Source organism: Paenibacillus lentimorbus NRRL B-30488, assembly GCF_000411595.1.
GTDB classification, from domain to species: domain Bacteria; phylum Bacillota; class Bacilli; order Bacillales; family Bacillaceae; genus Bacillus; species Bacillus velezensis.
In genome coordinates, this window is the sequence record NZ_ANAT01000019.1 from 16147 (window position 1) to 35703 (window position 19557).

Sequence of the window (19557 nt, forward strand, 5' to 3'; positions counted from 1 at the left end):
TCCTCTCCCCTTTCTTACTGTACTACCGCTTGTTTATGGTCTTTGGCAGGCGTTTGCTGAACCTTCGTATTGGCTTCAAAAGCATACATAATTGCATCTTCTTCTGATAAACCCGCCGCTTTTTGTTCTTCGATGCTGAGGAGCATTTGTTTATAGTTTTTCGGAATGACTTTGATAAAGGTTTCTGCGGCTTTTTCCCAATTGTCCAGAAGATTTGCGGCTTTTTTGCTGTTTGTCAGCGCCGCATGCCGTTTGACCATTTCTTGCACTTCTTTGATCTCCGCCTCATCCGTCAGCTTTTCAAATGAAATCATTTCCATGTTGCATTTGCGTTTAAATGCTTTGGCATCTTCACTCAGGACGTATGCGATACCGCCTGACATTCCCGCCCCGAAGTTTTTGCCGACTTCGCCGAGGACGACAACCCGGCCGCCTGTCATGTATTCACAGCCGTGGTCTCCGATACCTTCTACAACGACATTGACTCCGCTGTTACGGACTGCAAAACGTTCACCGGCGCGTCCGTTAATATACGCTTCCCCGCTTGTTGCTCCGTAAAATGCGACGTTCCCGATAATAACGTTATCGTGTGTTTCACAATTGAAGGCATCAGGCGCTTTCACGATGATTTTTCCGCCTGAAAGCCCTTTGCCTACGTAGTCATTTGAATCCCCGTTCAAATGAAGTGTCATCCCTTTAGGGACAAATGCTCCGAAACTCTGTCCGGCTGATCCGGTAAAATGAAGTCTGATCGTATCATCCGGCAGGCCTTCCGCTCCGTAGCGTTTAGAAATTTCACTTCCCGTCACGGTTCCGGCTACGCGATTTGTATTATTGATCTTGATTTCAGCTTCCGCTTCCTGACCGGCTTCAATTGCAGCCTGCACCGCCGGAAGAATAACCGTCATATCAAGCGACTCGTCGATTTTATGGTTTTGCGCCGTACGGAAAGTGCGTACGCCTTCAGGCTGGTACAGCAGTGTGGATAAATCAAGCTGGCCCGCTTTCCAATGCGCTTTCGCACGTTCACTGACATGAAGAACGTCTGTCCGTCCGATCATTTCATCAAGCGTCTTAAAGCCTAACTGCGCCATATATTCACGCACTTCTTCTGCGACAAACAGCATGTAATTTACGATATGGTCAGGATCGCCCATGAATTTTTTGCGGAGCTCCGGATTTTGCGTCGCGACACCTACAGGACATGTATCTAAATGGCAGGCGCGCATCATGACGCAGCCGAGAACGACAAGCGGCGCTGTAGCAAAGCCGAATTCCTCCGCACCGAGCAAGGCGGCCATCACGACATCTCGGCCTGTCATCAGCTTACCGTCCGTTTCCAATACCACGCGATCCCGTAAACCGTTCAGCATCAGCGTTTGGTGAGCTTCTGCAAGACCAAGCTCCCACGGAAGACCCGTATGTTTAATACTCGTTTTCGGCGATGCGCCCGTTCCGCCATCGTAGCCGCTGATGACGATGACATCCGCAGTGCCTTTTGCCACACCGGCCGCAATCGTGCCGACACCGGCTTTTGATACGAGCTTGACGCTGATTCGCGCGCTTCGATTTGCATTTTTTAAATCATGGATCAGCTGCGCCAAATCTTCAATTGAATAAATATCATGGTGAGGAGGCGGTGAGATCAGCCCTACACCTGGTGTAGAACCGCGGACATCCGCGACCCAAGGATATACTTTGTTCCCCGGAAGCTGACCGCCTTCTCCCGGCTTCGCCCCTTGCGCCATTTTGATCTGCAATTCATCCGCATTGACGAGATAATGGCTCTTTACGCCGAAACGGCCGGAAGCGATCTGTTTAATCGCACTTCTTCTGTCGTCGCCATTTTCATCCGGAACGAAACGTTTCGGATCCTCGCCGCCTTCTCCGCTGTTGCTTTTTCCGCCAAGCCTGTTCATCGCTATCGCTAAAGCCTCATGGGCTTCCTTGCTTAATGAACCGAATGACATCGCTCCTGTTTTAAAACGTTTCACGATGGACGCAGCTGATTCAACTTCCTCTAATTTTAAAGGCTTGCGGTCTTCTTTGAAGGCGAACAGATTGCGTAAAAATCCGATTCGTTCTTCATCCGCTGCTTGAGAATACTGCTTAAACAGGCTGTAATCATTTTTTCGGCAGGCCCATTGCAGCGTATGGATGGTTTTCGGGTTGAAAGCGTGGTGCTCTCCCCCGTTCCGCCATTGGAATTCACTTCCCGGATCAAGAGTTTGGCTGTAATCATCCTTGTACGCCGCTTGGTGGCGCTGTTTCGCTTCTTGCGCAATCGTCTCAATATCGATTCCGCCAAGCTGAGATGCAGTACCGGTAAAGTATTTGGCGATAACGTCTTCACCGATGCCGACCGCTTCAAAAATTTGGGCGCCCCTGTAACTTTGCACAGTTGAAATCCCCATTTTTGACATCACTTTCACGACGCCTTCTGTTACGCTCTTTCCGTATTTGCTGACAGCTTCTTCATACGGAATATCAAGCCGGCCTTCATCGATTTCCTGCTTATACGTAGCATAAGTCAAATACGGATTGACAGCATCGGCACCATACCCGATGAGAGCCGCAAAGTGATGAACTTCACGCGCTTCCCCGGATTCAACGATAATGCTTGCTTTTGTTCGCAGGCCTTGACGGATCAAATGCTGATGCAGCGCACTGACGGCCAAAAGCGGCGGAATCGGCGTCAATTCCCTACTCATTGCCCTGTCAGATAAAATTAACAGAGATACGCCTTCCTTGATCGCTTTTTCCGCTTGCTGAAACAAATCCTTCAGGCCTTTTTCTAGGTCATCGGAAAACAGCGTGCGGATGTTCTGGCTCTTAATGTCAGGGTGCACAAGTGTTTTCAGCGCATAAAACTGTTCGTTTGATAATACAGGAGTATACAATTTTATGCGGCGTGCATTTCTTTCACTCGGATGCAGCAGATCGCCTTCAGCTCCAAGCCATGTCACCGTAGAGGTCACAAGCTGCTCGCGGATCGCGTCAATCGGCGGGTTTGTGACTTGCGCAAACAGCTGTTTAAAGTAATGAAACAGTGATTGGGCGCGATCGGATAAAACGGCGAGCGGCGAATCATTTCCCATAGAGCCGAGCGGGTCCTTGCCTTCTTTAATAACAGGAATTAAATACTTCTGAATATCTTCATACGTATAGCCGAACGCTTTTTGACGGACGAGAAGATCATCGAATTGTTCCTCTTCCCGGATTTCCGGGTCAGGATTCACTTGAACCAATTCTTCTTCAAGCCATTTTTGATACGGGAATTCATTGGCTATTTCTGTTTTTACTTCTTCATCTGAAATAATCCGGCCTTCCTCTAAGTCAATGAGCAGCATTTTTCCGGGCTCCAGACGTTTTTTATGAAGAATGTTCTCCTGCTCCACTTCAATAACGCCGACCTCAGATGAGAAAATAATATGGTCATCTTTTGTCACATAGTAACGTGCCGGACGCAGGCCGTTACGGTCAAGGATGGCGCCGATCTGTTTTCCGTCCGTAAACGAAATGGCGGTCGGCCCGTCCCACGGCTCCATTAAAGAGCTGTGATATTCATAAAAAGCCCGTTTCGCTTTAGACATGTGAGTGTTTTCTGTCCATGGTTCCGGAATCAGCATCATTGCCGTATGTGCCGGTTTCCGCCCCGCCATCACGAAAAATTCAAATGCATTATCAAGAATGGATGAGTCACTGCCCTCAGCATTTAAAATCGGCAGCACTTTGTGAAGATCGTCTCCGAAGCTTTCTGAAACGAACTGCTGCTCCCTCGCTCTCATCCAATTGATGTTGCCCCGGAGCGTATTGATTTCTCCGTTATGAATCAGATAGCGGTTCGGATGGGCACGTTCCCAAGTAGGAAAGGTATTTGTGCTGAATCTTGAATGCACGAGTGAAAATGCAGATACGAAGGTTTCATCCTGCAAATCCAAATAAAAAGCGTCAACCTGCTCAGGCGTTAACAACCCTTTATAAACAATAGTCTGGCTTGACAAGCTTGCGAAGTAAAAATCAAGCTGTTCTTGAACGCCCCAATTTTCCGCCTGCTTCCGGATGACATACAGTTTGCGTTCAAAAGCAAGGCTGTCTTTCAAATCGTTTGCGGCTCCGATAAATACTTGACGCACATACGGGCAAGTGCTTTGTGCCACTGTTCCGATTTTTCCGACATTTACAGGGACGGTTCTCCAGCCGAGAACAATCTGTCCTTCCTGCTCAATGAATGCATTCACCTGTTTTTCGATCTTTTTTCTTTCCTCTTCATTTTGCGAGAAAAAGACCATTCCTACCCCGTAACGGCCTTTTTCCGGCAGCTTCATTTCTCCGCACTCTTTCTTAAAAAAAGCATCAGGGATCTGAACCATCAGGCCGGCGCCGTCACCCGTATTCGGATCACTGCCCTGTCCTCCTCTGTGATCCAGCTGGCAAAGCATCTTCAGTCCTTTTTTGACAATGTCATGTGAAGGTTTCCCTTTTAAATGGGCATACAAGCCGATTCCGCATGCATCGTGCTCAAATTCCGGACGGTAGAGACCTTGTGCTTTCGGCATTTGATTGTAAGTCATAATTCCTCTCCCCCGATCAGTTTCCGTTAATTATCGGTCATAAAATCTGACAACTTTAAATTAATTGTAAGTTTTCAAAACAATATAAACAATATATAATTTAGATCAAATACATCTCAAAATGAGATAGATGGGTGTGAACGCAATGGAATTACGCCAGCTTCGGTATTTTATGGAGGTAGCAGAACGGGAACATGTGTCAGAAGCGGCTGATCATCTGCATGTCGCACAATCCGCCATCAGCCGGCAGATTGCAAATCTTGAAGAAGAGCTGAAAGTCACTTTATTTGAACGGGAAGGCAGAAATATTAAATTAACGCCGATCGGCAAACAATTTTTAGAACATGTTAAAACCGCGATGAAAGCAATTGATTATGCGAAGGAACAAATTGATGAATATCTTGATCCGAATCGCGGAACCGTCAAAATAGGATTTCCGACGAGCCTTGCAAGCCAGCTTTTGCCGACTGTGATTTCGGCATTTAAAGAGGAATACCCGAACGTTGAGTTTTTGCTCCGCCAGGGTTCTTATAAGTTTTTAATCGAAGCGGTAAGAAACAGGGATATAGATGCTGCGCTGCTCGGCCCCGTTCCCACGGAATTCCCCGACATAACAGGCAATATCTTATTCACGGAAAAGATTTACGCGCTTGTTCCGCTGCATCATCCGCTTGCCAAACAGAAAAATATTCATTTAATTGATCTGCGCGGCGACCAATTCGTTTTATTTCCTGAAGGGTTTATTCTCCGAAACATGGCGATTGACGCTTGCAGACAGGCCGGCTTTGCGCCGCTTGTATCGACGGAAGGCGAGGATTTAGATGCCATTAAAGGATTAGTCTCCGCGGGGATGGGAGTTACTTTATTACCCGAAAGCACCTTTGCAGAAACCACACCCCGGTTCACGGTCAAAATTCCGATTGAATTTCCTCAAGTGAAGCGCACCGTAGGCATTATTAAACCAGAAGGAAGAGAACTGGCTCCGTCTGCAAATGATTTCTATCATTTTGTCATTCAATTTTTCTCCAAACTTGAACAATATCAATAAAAACAAACCCGAGCTTCAAAACGAAGCCTCGGGCTTTTTCATATTTTTATAGATCTTTCTCAGCCGATCGGAATGGATAGTTCAACGTGGCAGACAAACGCTTCCGGATCAATGACTGATTGATCGGTCTGTTTGTGCGGCGTTTCTTTAAATGTCTTCAGCTGGGCTGAGGAATAGTTGACGATGCCGAGTCCGAGCTCTTCTCCCTGCTGATCAAGCAGCCTGACAACCGCTCCGCTGCTGAATCTGCCCTTAATCTGTTCGATATCCTGCGGTGACAGTGCCATATTTCCGTTCGCGACATCGCGGCTGCTTTTCTTTTCCATCACAATTTCGCCTTCGGGGCCGGAATTAAATGCAAGCCATTGTTCTTTGTGGTTTAACGGCAGGGTTCCTTCCGCTTCAAAATAAGTTCCTTCAGCCGCCTCATCTACCGCTTGAAGCAGAATGTCCGGAATGTTAGCCTGCCCGAGAAAGCCTTTAATACCGGAGGCCATCACAATTTTAAAAGCATCCAGTTTCGAACGCATTCCGCCGGTTCCCATTTCACTCCCGGCATCTCCCGCGCTTGCTTCTATTTCCGGAGTGATGTCACTTACATGTCTGATTCTTTTCGCTTTCGGGTTGCTGCGCGGATTATCATCATATAAACCGTCAATGTCTGATAAAATCACAAGCATGTCGGCATCAATTAAACCTGCCACCTTCGCTGCGAGTGTATCGTTATCTCCGAATTTCAGCCGGTTGACTGTGACCGTGTCATTTTCATTAATAATCGGAATAATGCCTCGTTCCAAAAGGACGTTCATCGTATTGCGCACATTATGGTAGCGGTATTCATCGGAAAAGTCGCTTCTTGTAATTAATATTTGTGATGCGACATAACCGTGCGCTAAAAACAGCTTTGAATAAGCCTCCATTAATAATCCCTGCCCGATGGAAGCAGAAGCCTGTTTTTCAGGGAGGCCTTCCGGTTTCTGAATAAATCCGAGCTTCCGATAACCTGCCGCCACTGCGCCGGAAGATATTAAAATCACTTCATAGCCGCTGTCTTTCAGCTGTGCGATTTGATCCACCAATGCTTCCAGCTTTCTTCTGCTGATTTCCCCGTGCAGGCTCGTCAGTGAGCTGCTTCCGATTTTCACCGCGACTCTTTTGATCTTCGTCCGAGACGTCACTGTATCACTCCTGTTTCTTAACGATTATAGTGCTGCCGTTTTTTCAATTGTTTTGCTGATCTCAATAGAACGTTCGGTCGCATGTTTAATGGCTTTGGCAATGGCTTCTCCGCCGCCTTCTGACCTGAGCGCATCGAGGCCGGCTTCCGTCGTGCCGTTTGGAGAGGTGATGTTTTCCCGAAGCACATCCGGTTTTTCACCCGTTTCCATCAGCATTTTAGCAGCGCCCAATAACGTTTGCGCGCCGATTTTGCGGGACAGCCGTTTGTCTAAGCCGGCTTCTTCACCTGCTTTTTCAATAAACTCCATTAAATAATAGAAGTACGCCGGTCCGCTGCCTGCGATGCCGGTGAAAATGTCCATCTGATCTTCCTTGATCACGTACACTTCCCCGAGGCATTCCAAAAGGGATACCGCGGTTTTTGCTGAACCGTAAGAGACATGGTCTCCGAAAGCCGCAGCTGTTGCCGATTCGCCGATCATGCTGGATGTGTTTGGCATCACTCTTACAACTGGCTGACGGTCATGTAATGATTGTTGTATAAATGAGGTTGTTATGCCTGCCAGAACAGACAGGATGATTTGATGAGGTTGGATACGCCGTTTCAGCGTAGCAAGAGCGATTTCAGCATCCTTCGGTTTCATGGCTAAAATAAAGACATCAATGTCTTCGGTTTTCATGCTGTCAAAAGCAATGCCTTGAATTCCGTATTGATGTTCCAATTCAGCGAGTCGCTCTGTATTGCGGCGGTTTGTCACGCAGATGTTTTGGTTGGGAATTTTTTTTGCGCGGACCATGCCTGATATCATTCCTTCAGCCATTGATCCTGCTCCGATAAAAGCAACTTTCTTTTGATCTAAGATCGGTAACATCTCCCTTGTTCGTATTTTGTTCGTATTTTTCACACGTTTTTTATGTTACCACTTCAGGAGTCGATGTCAAGTTTGAAGGTTTTATTGATATGTATTGTTCCGAGCCTGTTATTATGTATAATGAATCACAGAACAAACCTTTAGAGCCCGGGAGGCCGGGTGCGTTCCGGCCGGATTTAAAAATTATCTGAAATGGCTTTTTCTATCAGCTTTTTGCAGCGGTCAAGCTCTGTCTTCAGCTGTTTTTTGTAAAGCTTCGCAGCTTCATAGTCTTTAAATTGATAGAGAACAACTTCCTGGAGTTTGGCTCCCTCTTTTTTCACTTTTACTTGCTTTAAAATCCCGTCATCCAAAAGTTCGTGAAGTGAACGGTACACCTCGGTATGATTCGGCTTAAAACCGATGGGTTTAAATTCCGAACGCAGCACCTCGAGAAGCTTCAGTCCGTAAAGCCGTTCCTGCTCTGTCATTGTAATCATGTAAAGCTTTAAAAAGGCTCTTTGTTTCACTAAAAAACCGGTTGAACTTCTTTTTTCTTCTTTCAATATGTGCACACCCTTCCTTCTAACAAATTATTCCATGTACTAAATATTCTCTTTATATCCCGTTTTCCCTTTTATTGTTCGGACAGTTTGGTTTGTATTGATTTGTTTTTTGGAGGCGGGAAAAATAATCTTAGTGAACATTTGGTACATAGTTTATTTAGTTTAATTATAGCTGATATCGGTTTCTTTTTCACTCTTTTTTCTGCAAAAACGGATCTTTATGCCTATTTATTCGGGTTGCGAAAACAAAAAAAGACCCGTCACGAAGACAGGTCCCCTTTTGTTTAAGGATTAGTTGACCACAAACCGGCCGTTTTGATGAAAATGCGCGGATGTAATTTCAATTGAGCAACCATATATTCTGCAAGATCCTCAGGCTGCATGACTTTTTCCGGATTGCCGTCTGTCAGATTTAATTCAATAGACATGTCGCTTGCAACCGTGCTCGGAGTCATTGCGCTGACACGGATATTGTGTTTTCTGACTTCCTGCATGAGAGATTCGGTCAGACCGAGAACGGCAAATTTAGAAGCGCTGTACGCACTTGTCGCCGCGGCGCCTCTTTGGCCCGCCGTAGAAGAAATATTAATGATATCTCCTGATTTTCTCTCAATCATTTCAGGAAGAACGGCGCGTGTCACGTGGTATACACCCATTACATTAACTTGAATGATGTCTTCCCACTCTTCAGGCGTAAGATCCAAAAATCCGCCGAATTTGCTGATTCCGGCATTGTTAATCAGGATGTCAACCTCACCGAGTTCTTCTTTAATAGAGGAGACGGCTTGTTCAACCTCTTTTTGGTTTTTCACATCGGCAGCAGCGAATGATGCCTTTACACCAAGGGCTTTCACTTCTTCCGCAACCTTTTCGACATTTGCTTCTGTACGGCCGATTAAACCGATATTGACTCCTTCTTTGGCTAAAGCGATAGCGGCGGCGCGGCCGATTCCTCTGCCCGCACCCGTGATAAGAGCCGTTTTGTTTTGTAGGCTTTCCATGTCTTTCACCCTTTCTGAATGTCCTTATGTACGATTTCACATTATAAGCAGAAAAAAACAATTAGCAAATAAAATGATTCAACACGATCCGTAAAGGGTATCAACTGAAAAAAAGGAGTGAAAAGCAGATGATCATCATTTTGTATATCAGTGCTGCCGTTGCGGCTGCCGCATTAATTTATGCAGCCGTATCCGCCGTGCATTTTAAAAGAAACACAGCGCCTGATATAAAGAAGATTAACGCCGCGACAGCGTCTATGCAGACGTCCGTTGAAGAAATCAAAACAGAAACCCGTTTGTTATCACAAAAGCAGAAAGAACTGCAGGAAGACATTCTTACTAAAAAAACAGCCGTGCAAACGACGGCAGCCGAAGTTAAAGGAACGCCTCACGTCCTGAAAATGCTCTGGAACGCCGGTAAAAGCGGTTTATGAGCCTGCATGTCATCCGACGTTTTTGATGACACTAAGAGAAACTGGCGGATTCAATGAGGCATAACATGATTTGCGATCGTGAGCGGCTTGCGCATTTTTTGCAGCAGCTCAAAGCATTATCATCTTCGGGAGGATTTACAAAATCGGATTTGCTGACTCCGGAGTTCCATTTAGCCAAGGACGGAGATCTGGATATGTATTATTCGCCTCATAATGAGTATATCAACCCACATGCTGCGGTTGTCATCTCCGGAATTACACCCGGTTTTTTTCAGATGCAGCGGGCTTACAAAGCAGCGGCACAGCTTTTAAAAAACGGCGAATCTCTTGAGGTGATAGCATATGAGACAAAAAAAGCGGCCGGACTTTCCGGTTCCATGAGGCAGCACATCATCGAAATGCTTAATGAATGCGGTCTGCCGGCCGCGCTTCACGTTGAGGATTCATCCCGGTTATTTGATTCAAAACGGGAGCTGCTTCATACGACATCCGTTATTAAACACCCTGTTTTTTATAAACAGAAAAACTATACTGGACATCGGCCGGCAATCAGCAGATCAGCTCTTCTCAGCCGTTACGCGCTGACATGTTTTCCGGATGAAATAGAAATGATGAAAAAGGACATTCTGCTTATCCCTCTCGGTAAAGCAGCAGAATCGGCCTGCCGCATGCTGAAGAAGAACGGCAGAATGGGCCATGCGGTCATTCTGGAAGGCTTCCCGCATCCGTCCGGAGCAAACGGACATCGTTTCAAGCAATTTCACGAAAACCAACAATCGTTACGTGAACAAATTCAGCGGTTTGCCGGGTTTCTTCAGAAGCTGTAAAAAAACGCCCCGAATTTTCGGGGCGCTGCTGTTAAGAAGCGTATTCAGGCAATGCTTTATTGTGTTTTGCCGTTTTCTCTTCAGGTATTTTGATTTGATTTGTCAAGATTGCACTTACGAAATAGAGCGCTGCGAAAATCCATACAACGCCTTGTGCGCCGACAAGCCCGATGAACGCCCAGGCAAGCGCGGGGCCGACAAATGCCGACAGGCCCGCAGCCAGATTTAACACAGACATGGCGGCACCTTTATTGCTGCCGGCCGCCGTCGGCACGATAGCCCCGATCGGAACGAACCCGGCGAGGAGCCCTCCCCATATAAAACCGACTATGCTGACGAAAAGCAAGTTCCCATGTGATACAACAGGAGCATAATATAATAAAAGAGTAAAAATGCCGCAGCCCACTCCTCCGAACCACATGACGGTCTTTTTCCAGCCGAAGGCATCGCCGACTGCGCCGAATATTAAGTTAAAAACGATATTTCCGAGAAAGATCGTTCCCCAAATTTGAAGCCATACATTTGTAGAAATGCCGTGCTGCGCCATATGCATCGGGAGGAATACCGGAAATCCGTATGTTCCGATGCTGTTAATGATCCGAATGATCCCCCCAGAGAGCACGCGCGGATTTTCAGCAAGGATGGTGATTCCCTTCATTAATTCCTGCGCCTTTTCCCGCTTATCTGCCTTTTTCTTTTCAAAGCGGTCCCTATTTAAAATCAAAGCAAAAAACGCGCCGAGGCATACCCAGAAAATTGAACTCCACAGCGTATTCAAATAGCCGAAGGATTTGATGGCCCAGCTTGAATACCAAGCACCGAATACAAACATCCCGCAGCAATATGCAATCCAGAACCAGCCGACCGCCGTACTGAGCCTGTTTTTCGGCGACCGGTAAATCACCCATGTCAAAAATGAATAGGCAAACAGCGGGTAACCCAGCCCTTTAATAAAATACGTGACATACATCACCGGCAAATTAAGATTCTCAAATCCGTATGCGATAAACGCGGCTGTTCCGATGACGTAAAACAACAGCCCCATAAACATCGTCCGCTTTGCGCCGAAGGCTTCGAGGCAGACCCCTGAAAACCACGACGCCACAGCAAGAGAAATACCGTAAACCGTAAACAAGGATGCTGATTGCTGTACCGTCAAGCCGTTTTCAACTAAAAACGGGCTGAGCCAGCCTTGTTCAAGGCCGTCCCCCATCATAAACAGCACGACCCCTAAAAATCCCCAGGCGAGCTGTTTTGGAATTCCTATTTTATTAAGCATTTTTGTTCCTCCTCAGCAATCTTTCATGTTGTCATCTCATCCCCAAGTCAGGCTTTCACCGCCGGCTGAAAATGAGTAAATAATTTTTGCGTATGTTTCCATTCTTCATATAGGAAGAGATCCGTCTGATCCGCTTCCGGCTCAATTATCTTTGTGCGGGTCGAAAGCTCTGCTTTCACACCGAGAGCTTCGTTGCAAATCATCACCGCTCCCATTGCGGATGCCTGGCTGAACCCCTCTCTCTTATAGATTTTCTTTTGAAGAAGGTTAGCAAGAAACTGCGTCAAAGCATCGCTTTGGAAACCGCCGCCGCACACCTTCACATAATCTTGTGAAAAGGAAGCCACCTCTGTTAACGCCTCATAGTTCCATTTGATTGAAAAAGCGATTTCCAGCAGTGCGGCTTTAACAAAATGGGCTCTGCTTAAGTTTTGGGACAGCGGAGCGTCAAATATAAATCCGCCTTTTGCCAGTGCGTTTTTCTCAGGCGATAAATAGGAGCCTAACGCAGATATACAAGCATGATCATGTTTCGGCAGACTTGCGATTTCCCGTTCCATGACGCTGTAGGATTCATTCGGATAAAAAATGGATTTTAATTTTTGATAATTGAGTCCTGTTACACCCGGATTCGTTTCAAGAAGCCATTGACCTTCTTCTGTATGGCAATTCAGCCATGCATTCTCTAAACTTTCGGTTCCGGTCTCCGCTGTTATCTTTGTAATCGGCGTCGTTGTGCCGGATACGATGACGATATCTCCCGGCTTTGCATCTGCACTTTTGATGGCAAGCTGTGTGTCTCCCCCGCCTGCAATCACAGGCACTCTTTCAGAAAGACCGAGCACCGCCGCTTTCTTAAACGTTAACATTCCGACAACCGTCCCAGATCGGACGAGTGAAGGAAGAATGGCAGAAGGCACACCGAAGATGTTGCATAATTTCTCTGACCACGCCTTTTTCCTTACGTCAAACAGCAGTGTTTCAGCAGCCTGTGACGGTTCATAGCTTAAAATTCCGCTCAGCTCAAATGTCACCCAGTCACTGATGCTTGTGATGCACTTCACTTCTTTCCATAAAGACGGCTGTCTGGCTTTTAATCCGACAAGTTTCATGGCGGAAAATAAAGCGCTCGGAAGACGTCCGGTTTGCTGATGCACTTCTTCTTCTGCCTCAATCCCGCCTTCCCATTCACGCCCTCTGTTATCAATGTTGGGCAGACCGAGAAATGCCTTTTTATCTTTATTGATCAGAACGATTCCCTGCCTCTGGCTTGTTGAGGTGATTCCAATCAATGTAATATGAGGGCTCTTGGCAATAGCCTTTCTTGCCATAGCGCTGATTTGCGTCCATAACCCTTCCGGTGAGAAATATCGTCCGTCCGGATAAAGCGGATCCGTCACATATTCGATGTCTTCCCTTTCAAGCGCGGTCACTTCGCCGCCGGCAGTCACGACCGCGACTCGCGCATTCCCAGTCCCGATGTCAAATACAAGGTAGCCTTTTTGTTCAGCCATTACAGCCTCCTCCTTCCGTTTCAAGTTCTCTTTTGTTATAAAGTTCACGTATTGAGCAGATTTGATCTTGTTTCCATTTGAAAAGCGCTTCATTTAAAATCTTCACATGATGATCTTCCACTTCAAATGTTGCGCCCGCTAAATGGGGAGTCGCGAACACATTCGGCAAAGAGATCAAATCATAATCAGAAGATTCAGGCGGTTCGTGATAAAACACGTCAAGGATAGCTCCCTTAATCCGCCGTTCTTTCAGCACCCGCAGCAGCTCTTCCCTGTCTGTAACCGCCGCTCTTGACGTATTGACAAAAACAGCTTCCTGTTTCATCAATTGAAAGTGCCGCGCGCCGATAAGGCCGATGGTTTCTTCTGTGCGCGGCAAGTGAACGGAAACAATATCACTTTCAGAAAATACCCGTTCAATCGTCGTTTTTTCATACTCCCGGTTTTCATGACGGACAAATGGATCATAGTAAAGCACCTTGCAATCAAAAGCGGCCAATAGCCGGGCGATTCTCTGTCCGACAGCGCCGAAACCGATAAGGCCGACTGTTTTCCCCGTCAGCTCATTTCCCCTGAATTTGACGTAAGCCTGCAAATAATCACCATTCCACTTCCCATCCTTCAGCCACTGATGGGAAGAATACGTATGACGCAAAAATGAAATCACATTTCCGATAAACATTTCAGCAACGGCCTGGGCATTGCGGGCCGGTGTAAAGAAAACGGGGATTTTTCTTTTAGTCGCCGCCGCAATATCCACATTAGACGGCATTCCTCTGCAGACACCGATAAAAGCGGAATCCGGCAATATGTCAATAACACGCTCAGACACCTCATCAAGTTCAGTAATAAGCCCCGACGCGTTTGTCTCTTGAATCATTCGGATTAATTCATCTTCCCGATAGGCCCGGCCGTGCTTCTTCCACGGCCGGTGCACAGTCCGGCCGAACAGCTCAGTCAGCTTCTTCAGCCCCTCGTCGTGATATGGCGCGGTAATTAAAACCGTCATGATGCAAAACATCCTTTTCACATAAATTTTTTTCATAAAAAAAATCTCTTTCCTCAAAGAAGGAAAGAGATTCATATACCGTCTTTATCCGCTTGAAGCGCACAAATATGTATAGACCATTCTTTCCTATCTTTCAAGCATACGCTTGCTGGAATTGGCACAATAAATGTTGCCGAGGTTTCATAGGGCCAGTCCCTCCACCTCTCTGGATAGAAAATAAAATGATGAAATTGTCAGGTTGTTTAAAAGAATAAACTCATCATAGAAAAGTCTTTCCGTGATGTCAACACTTTTTTCTGAATTGACGTTCGATTTTGAAATGTTATAATGCTTACAATATAAACAAAGAGGAGAAATGGGCTATGAATTCTGCTGCAACACAGCCGAACGGGGTCTTTAAGTCGGTGTGCTCCCTAGACTGTCCCGATCAATGCGGCTTGCTTGTGACAAAAAAAGACGGAAAAATCGTTAACATTCAGGGAGACCCCGATCACCCGGTCACATCAGGGAATATTTGCAACAAAGTCAGACACATGGCTGAGCGTATTTATGATGAGAAGCGCGTAACCGTTCCGTTAAAACGGATCGGTAAAAAAGGTGAAGCCGCGTTTGCGCCTATTTCCTGGGAGGAAGCAATCAATACGATCAGTTCGCGCTGGAAAGAGCTTATTGCCGAAGAAGGAGCGGAAAGCATTCTTCCGTACAGCTTTTACGGCAATATGGGAAAACTGGCGGCAGAGGGAATGGACCGCCGTTTTTTCCATCGTCTCGGAGCGAGTCATCTCGAACGGACGATCTGCAGCAAAGCCGGATCTGAAGGCTATAACTATACAATGGGTGAAGGAGCGGGTACTGATCCGGAGGAGACCATACATGCAAAGCTCTTTATTTTTTGGGGGATCAATGCCGTCAGCACGAATATGCACCAAATCATGATTGCTCAAAAAGCCCGGAAAAAAGGGGCTAAAATTGTCGTTATCGATGTACATAAGAACCAAACCGGCCGGCTTGCCGATTGGTTTATTCCCATTCGTCCCGGCACAGATGCCGCACTCGCCCTCGGTATCATGCATGTCTTATTCGACGAAAACCTTCACGATGAAGCATTTCTCACAGAATACACCGAAGGCAGTGAAGAATTAAAAGCGCATGTTAAACACTATGATCCGGAAACAGTTTCTGCTATTACAAGCGTTAAAGCCGACGATATCAGACGCCTTGCGAGAATGTACGGGGAAACCTCCCCTTCCCTTATCAGGATTGGAAACGGCATTCAGCACCATGACAATGGCGGAATGATCGTCCGCACCGTCGCCTGCCTTCCGGCTGTTACAGGGCAGTGGCTCAACACCGGAGGAGGCGCAATCAAGCACAACAGCGCGGTATTAAACTATAACAGACAAGCGCTCCAGCGGCCTGATCTGCTTTACGGCCGGAAGCCGCGATCATTTAATATGAACAGGCTCGGAAGCGTTCTTTTAGAAACAAAACCGCCCGTGCGCTCCTTGTTTATTTACGGTACGAATCCCGCAGTGGTTGCGCCGGAAGCGAATAAAGTCAGAAAAGGCCTGCTGCGGGAGGATTTATTTACAGTCGTTCACGATCTGTTTTTAACGGAAACCGCCAAATATGCGGATATCGTGCTCCCTGCTTCATCCGCTTTTGAAAACACGGATTTTTACACGTCTTACTGGCATCATTTTATTCAGCTGCAAAAACCGGTGATCGAACCCTACGGGGACAGCAAATCGAATACGGAAGTGTTCCGTTTGCTTGCCGGAGCAATGGGATTTACCGAGCAGGAGCTTCAGGATTCCGATGAAGAATTGATCAGACAGGCGCTGGACTTTCCCGACAATCCGTATATCGAGGATATTGATTACGAAGCGCTCTCACGCCATTCCTTCATGAAAGCCAAACGGAAAAAACCGCTTTTTCCGGGAAAGCTCAAGACACCTAGCGGAAGAATTGAATTATATTCGGAAAAGATGAAACAGGACGGTTATCCGGCGCTGCCGACACACATCCCTCTTGAGAGCGATGACGATTTTCCGCTTTTATTTGTCCCGGGACCGAATCATAATTTTTTAAATTCAACATTTTCAAATAATAAAAAACACGTAAAATTAGAAAAAGCGCCAAAGCTTTTTATTCATACAGAGGATGCTGTACGCCGGAACATAGAAGACGGGGAAACCGTTAGAGTTTGGAATCACCGCGGAGAGTGCGAATTGACAGTTTCGGTCGGCGAACAGGTGCTTCCCGGCGTTGCGGTGAGCCAAGGTCTTTGGGCCGATATGGATGATAAAAAACAGCTCGTCAATTCGCTCACGCCCGATCGGCTGGCGGATATGGGCGGAGGCGCTGTTTTCTTCTCCGGAAAGGTGCAGGTGGAAAAGCTCAGCAATCAAAACCGTCCGCAATAAACGCCCGGCGGTTTTGCTGAAGGCTGAATCCTTCGGCCGGCTTCACCGTATAAAAAATGATTACGTTTATTGGAGGTTTGCTGTATGGATATCATTACCGGCATCGGAATCGCTTTAGCCGGATATTTCATAGGAGACGGATTGAAAAACTTTAAATCACCTGATCCTCATGAACACACGGACCACATTCTCATTAAAGAAAAAGATTTACACTATTATATTGGTTATTATTTAGGAGTAACCAAGGAAGAAGCGAAACAAATCGTGCCTGACACCTCTGACATACCGCATATCACGAGAAACGGAAAGCGGTATGTGCAGAAGACGGCATTAAGAGAATGGCTGACTTCCATGCTGGAAAAAGAATAACAGCTGCTATGAAAAGCGGGAAGAGTTTTTCTCTTCCCGTTCATTAAGATTTGCCGCCCTGCCTCTCTTCAACCCCAAACATACGACAGATATCGTTCTTACGTAACGAAACATCCCCTTCTTTAGATTTCAAATAAAACCCTTTCTTATATAACCGTATGACTTCCTCATATGTAAGCTCATGACGAAGGAGGGCCATTAAACGCCCCTCTTTTTCATCTTGTTTATTGAACCATTCATACCGTTCTGACCAGTTCACTTTCTGCATGTCAAACACCTTCTCACTTTGAATTAAAGCCCTTTTCGCATTTATTATACTTATTTCCCCTTTTGTAAACACTCCGACTGCCTGTGACATTTTTGAAAACAGCCGTACCCGTCCCTATTAGTCACCAAGTTGACTTATTTCCCTTTGTGATGTATATTGTAATTGTCAATATGGTGACAATTTAGATAGGAGATAACTTATGGATATTAAATTACTAATGAAGGAACTGCATTTTATGCAACAAAGTTACGCATCATTATTTTCGGTTGTCAATAAGGTGCAGACTCGGGGGGACGAATACTTAGAAATGTTGACTTCCCGACAGCATATGGCTCTTATTGCTATTGCCCATTTACCGACGGAAGATACCACACTTATGAATATCGCTAAAAAGCTGGGCACAACAAAACAAACCGCTAACAAATTAATTTCAAGCCTCGCGAAAAAAGGATATGTTCACACGGTGCCAAGCAAACTGGATAAACGTGCAATCAATATTGAGATTACCCCTGAAGGAAAAAAAGCGTTAATTTCCTGTTCAGAAAGATCCACCTATTTTTTAGCGGATATGTTTCATGAGTTCACAACTGAAGAAGTTGAAACATTCTGGAGGCTATTGGAAAAACTTTATCGTTTTGATGGTGAAGAACAGGATGGTTTTGAAGAAAAAGCACATTTGAAAGTTGAAGACCAGGCACAATTCATCTCAGATGACTATGAAGAAAAAATCATGGCTGAATTTTCAAAACGGCGATATGGGAGTGCAGACGATGAATAATATGCTTTATCGAAAAGTAAAAGAAACAGAGGATAAGATGAAGGAAAATGCTATGAGCTGAAAGATAAAATTGATCAATTTATTTCTCATGCTAAATATAAAATTCATAGCAACCGTAAACTGGACCGAGCCGGCAATTATATATCAATTGCCATTGGACTCTTTATCCTAACTGCCTCATGGCTGACCGCAACACAATGGCTGCTTTGGATAGGCGCGGCGAGTATTTTGAGTAATGCCTGTTTGCTCATTATAAAGCCTGTTAAAAAATTAAAAACCTGAAAAAAGCTCTCTAAAAGAGAGCTTTCTTTTATTAATCGTCCCAGTCCTCATCTTCTTCCCAGTTTTCTTTCATCTCATGAAGTCTTTCATAAAAGAACTTTATAAGGCAGAATTAAGTTCTTTATAGCCACCGAATTCACTCCAAATAACAACTGGACATTCTCCTTCCCGTTACTTTAAGTACATTTATTCACAAAGTAATCTTTTTTACAGGTCATTTAGTGGTAGCCCAGGAAAATGCGAATTTACAACGTTAATCAAATTTAAACATAAAAAGTCGAATTCCCTGTCCTTTAAGGAAAACGACTTCTTCAAGTAAATCCCCATTAACCTTTTTTTGGGGACGGTTTGTAATCTCTGCGCAGTGAAATTATACCTGTGCTAGCCCGCCATCTACGAACAATTCAACACCCGTCAAGTAACTGCTTTCGTCTGAAGCAAGGAAAGATACAGCGTTTGCTACTTCTTCAGGTGTCCCAACTTTTCCAGCTGGAACAGTATTTCTGCTATTTTCCATTACTTCTTCAAGTGCATCACCAAAAAGCTCATCGTAGGCAGGTGTAAGAATAGCTCCTGGACTAACCACATTTACACGGATTTCAGTATCTTTTAGGTCAAGAATCCAGTTGCGAACTAGTGCTCTTAATGCTGCTTTAGATGCTCCATATACACTAAACGCTGGGTTGCCAATTGATCCAGCAGTAGAGCCCGTTACAATAATAGAACCTACTTTGTCCGGGAATAGTGATAACGCTTTTTGAACAGTAAAGATGGTTCCTTTAACGTTAATGTCGAACGTTCTATCAACCTGCTCTTCAGTAATTTCACCTAATGGAAGGAAGCTGCCGGTGCCCGCATTAGCAAAAAGAATGTCCAACTTACCTTTTTCCTGCTTTATCATGTCATATAGTTTGTCTAAGTCTTCAAGCTTAGAAATATCACCTTGAACACCGGTTACGTTCTTGCCAATTTGGTTAACAGCTTTATCAAGTTCGTTTTGTCTACGTCCCGTGATATAAACATATGCACCTTCGTTTACAAATTTTTGTGCTGCAGCAAGACCAATCCCACTTGTTCCACCCGTTACAAGCGCTATTTTACCTTCAAATTTACCCATACTTAACACTCCTTTAGAATTAATTTTATTTTATG

General features: G+C 45.5%; 16 protein-coding genes, 1 pseudogene and 1 riboswitch. Of the genes and pseudogenes, 7 read left to right on the plus strand and 10 right to left on the minus strand.

Annotated elements, in window-relative coordinates; genetic code table 11:
* Nucleotides 1-14 precede the first annotated feature (14 nt).
* Nucleotides 15-4574, minus strand: coding sequence for a glutamate synthase large subunit (gene gltB / locus D368_RS11055; protein WP_128574799.1), 4560 nt, complete (start codon nucleotides 4572-4574; stop codon nucleotides 15-17).
* Between the two features lie 145 nt (nucleotides 4575-4719).
* Between gltB and gltC the strand changes: the two genes are divergently transcribed.
* The gene (gltC, locus tag D368_RS11060) at nucleotides 4720-5622 is read left to right on the plus strand and encodes a glutamate biosynthesis transcriptional regulator GltC (RefSeq protein WP_025852255.1); all 903 of its coding nucleotides are present in this window, start codon (nucleotides 4720-4722) and stop codon (nucleotides 5620-5622) included.
* A gap of 59 nt (nucleotides 5623-5681) precedes the next feature.
* Here gltC and proB read toward each other — a convergent pair whose 3' ends face one another.
* From proB to D368_RS11080, 4 genes are all read right to left on the minus strand, one after another.
* On the minus strand, nucleotides 5682-6800 hold the full coding sequence (gene proB / locus D368_RS11065) for a glutamate 5-kinase (RefSeq protein WP_014305177.1): 1119 nt from the start codon (nucleotides 6798-6800) through the stop codon (nucleotides 5682-5684).
* 24 nt (nucleotides 6801-6824) lie between these two features.
* The gene (gene proC, locus D368_RS11070; RefSeq protein ID WP_014418088.1) at nucleotides 6825-7673 is read right to left on the minus strand and encodes a pyrroline-5-carboxylate reductase; all 849 of its coding nucleotides are present in this window, start codon (nucleotides 7671-7673) and stop codon (nucleotides 6825-6827) included.
* A 176-nt stretch (nucleotides 7674-7849) separates the two neighbouring features.
* The gene (gene rtp, locus D368_RS11075; RefSeq protein WP_003153833.1) at nucleotides 7850-8218 is read right to left on the minus strand and encodes a replication termination protein; all 369 of its coding nucleotides are present in this window, start codon (nucleotides 8216-8218) and stop codon (nucleotides 7850-7852) included.
* Between the two features lie 284 nt (nucleotides 8219-8502).
* The gene (locus tag D368_RS11080) at nucleotides 8503-9219 is read right to left on the minus strand and encodes a 3-ketoacyl-ACP reductase (RefSeq protein WP_015417604.1); all 717 of its coding nucleotides are present in this window, start codon (nucleotides 9217-9219) and stop codon (nucleotides 8503-8505) included.
* Nucleotides 9220-9347: 128 nt separating this feature from the next.
* Between D368_RS11080 and D368_RS11085 the strand changes: the two genes are divergently transcribed.
* The gene (locus D368_RS11085; protein ID WP_071391740.1) at nucleotides 9348-9653 is read left to right on the plus strand and encodes a DUF948 domain-containing protein; all 306 of its coding nucleotides are present in this window, start codon (nucleotides 9348-9350) and stop codon (nucleotides 9651-9653) included.
* A gap of 65 nt (nucleotides 9654-9718) precedes the next feature.
* Entirely contained in the window at nucleotides 9719-10480 is a 762-nt protein-coding gene (locus D368_RS11090; RefSeq protein ID WP_128574800.1) for a hypothetical protein, read from the plus strand.
* A 31-nt stretch (nucleotides 10481-10511) separates the two neighbouring features.
* On the opposite strand, the gene D368_RS11095 is transcribed toward D368_RS11090, so the two are convergent.
* Genes D368_RS11095 through D368_RS11105 form a run of 3 tightly spaced genes read right to left on the minus strand, consistent with a single transcriptional unit; the run spans nucleotide 10512 to nucleotide 14282 of the window.
* Nucleotides 10512-11759: an RbtT/DalT/CsbX family MFS transporter gene (locus D368_RS11095; protein ID WP_014305179.1), complete on the minus strand. Its 1248-nt coding sequence runs from the start codon at nucleotides 11757-11759 to the stop codon at nucleotides 10512-10514.
* A 47-nt stretch (nucleotides 11760-11806) separates the two neighbouring features.
* The gene (locus D368_RS11100) at nucleotides 11807-13273 is read right to left on the minus strand and encodes an FGGY-family carbohydrate kinase (protein ID WP_128574801.1); all 1467 of its coding nucleotides are present in this window, start codon (nucleotides 13271-13273) and stop codon (nucleotides 11807-11809) included.
* On the minus strand, nucleotides 13266-14282 hold the full coding sequence (locus D368_RS11105) for a 2-hydroxyacid dehydrogenase (RefSeq protein WP_128574802.1): 1017 nt from the start codon (nucleotides 14280-14282) through the stop codon (nucleotides 13266-13268). The genes D368_RS11100 and D368_RS11105 overlap by 8 nt, the downstream gene beginning before the upstream one ends.
* Nucleotides 14283-14405: 123 nt before the next feature.
* Nucleotides 14406-14498: riboswitch (SAM riboswitch) on the minus strand.
* A gap of 146 nt (nucleotides 14499-14644) precedes the next feature.
* On the opposite strand from D368_RS11105, the gene D368_RS11110 reads away from it, so the two are divergent.
* Both D368_RS11110 and D368_RS11115 read left to right on the plus strand, forming a co-directional pair.
* Nucleotides 14645-16708: a molybdopterin oxidoreductase family protein gene (locus D368_RS11110; protein ID WP_071391736.1), complete on the plus strand. Its 2064-nt coding sequence runs from the start codon at nucleotides 14645-14647 to the stop codon at nucleotides 16706-16708.
* An 84-nt stretch (nucleotides 16709-16792) separates the two neighbouring features.
* Entirely contained in the window at nucleotides 16793-17077 is a 285-nt protein-coding gene (locus D368_RS11115) for a hypothetical protein (RefSeq protein ID WP_053573314.1), read from the plus strand.
* A gap of 43 nt (nucleotides 17078-17120) precedes the next feature.
* Here the strand turns inward: D368_RS11115 and D368_RS11120 are convergent, their stop codons facing one another.
* Nucleotides 17121-17345 (minus strand): hypothetical protein, encoded by a 225-nt coding sequence (locus D368_RS11120; RefSeq protein ID WP_128574803.1) that lies wholly within the window; start codon nucleotides 17343-17345, stop codon nucleotides 17121-17123.
* A gap of 199 nt (nucleotides 17346-17544) precedes the next feature.
* On the opposite strand from D368_RS11120, the gene D368_RS11125 reads away from it, so the two are divergent.
* The gene (locus D368_RS11125; protein ID WP_128574804.1) at nucleotides 17545-18123 is read left to right on the plus strand and encodes a MarR family winged helix-turn-helix transcriptional regulator; all 579 of its coding nucleotides are present in this window, start codon (nucleotides 17545-17547) and stop codon (nucleotides 18121-18123) included.
* Nucleotides 18116-18405 (plus strand): annotated as a pseudogene (locus tag D368_RS11130) (hypothetical protein). The gene D368_RS11125 and the pseudogene D368_RS11130 overlap by 8 nt, the downstream one beginning before the upstream one ends.
* 370 nt (nucleotides 18406-18775) lie before the next feature.
* Here D368_RS11130 and D368_RS11140 read toward each other — a convergent pair.
* Nucleotides 18776-19522, minus strand: a complete 747-nt coding sequence (locus D368_RS11140; protein WP_031379045.1) for an SDR family NAD(P)-dependent oxidoreductase — start codon at nucleotides 19520-19522, stop codon at nucleotides 18776-18778.
* Between the last annotated feature and the right edge of the window lie 35 nt (nucleotides 19523-19557).

Bases quoted from the DNA above. Each gene is read 5' to 3' on its own strand.
- gltB (WP_128574799.1), bottom strand. From the start codon at position 4,574: ATGACTTACAATCAAATGCCGAAAGCACAAGGTCTCTACCGTCCGGAA.
- gltC (WP_025852255.1), top strand. From the start codon at position 4,720: ATGGAATTACGCCAGCTTCGGTATTTTATGGAGGTAGCAGAACGGGAA.
- proC (WP_014418088.1), bottom strand. From the start codon at position 7,673: ATGTTACCGATCTTAGATCAAAAGAAAGTTGCTTTTATCGGAGCAGGA.
- D368_RS11080 (WP_015417604.1), bottom strand. From the start codon at position 9,219: ATGGAAAGCCTACAAAACAAAACGGCTCTTATCACGGGTGCGGGCAGA.
- D368_RS11085 (WP_071391740.1), top strand. From the start codon at position 9,348: ATGATCATCATTTTGTATATCAGTGCTGCCGTTGCGGCTGCCGCATTA.
- D368_RS11090 (WP_128574800.1), top strand. From the start codon at position 9,719: ATGATTTGCGATCGTGAGCGGCTTGCGCATTTTTTGCAGCAGCTCAAA.
- D368_RS11095 (WP_014305179.1), bottom strand. From the start codon at position 11,759: ATGCTTAATAAAATAGGAATTCCAAAACAGCTCGCCTGGGGATTTTTA.
- D368_RS11100 (WP_128574801.1), bottom strand. From the start codon at position 13,273: ATGGCTGAACAAAAAGGCTACCTTGTATTTGACATCGGGACTGGGAAT.
- D368_RS11105 (WP_128574802.1), bottom strand. From the start codon at position 14,282: ATGACGGTTTTAATTACCGCGCCATATCACGACGAGGGGCTGAAGAAG.
- D368_RS11110 (WP_071391736.1), top strand. From the start codon at position 14,645: ATGAATTCTGCTGCAACACAGCCGAACGGGGTCTTTAAGTCGGTGTGC.
- D368_RS11115 (WP_053573314.1), top strand. From the start codon at position 16,793: ATGGATATCATTACCGGCATCGGAATCGCTTTAGCCGGATATTTCATA.
- D368_RS11120 (WP_128574803.1), bottom strand. From the start codon at position 17,345: ATGCAGAAAGTGAACTGGTCAGAACGGTATGAATGGTTCAATAAACAA.
- D368_RS11125 (WP_128574804.1), top strand. From the start codon at position 17,545: ATGGATATTAAATTACTAATGAAGGAACTGCATTTTATGCAACAAAGT.
- D368_RS11140 (WP_031379045.1), bottom strand. From the start codon at position 19,522: ATGGGTAAATTTGAAGGTAAAATAGCGCTTGTAACGGGTGGAACAAGT.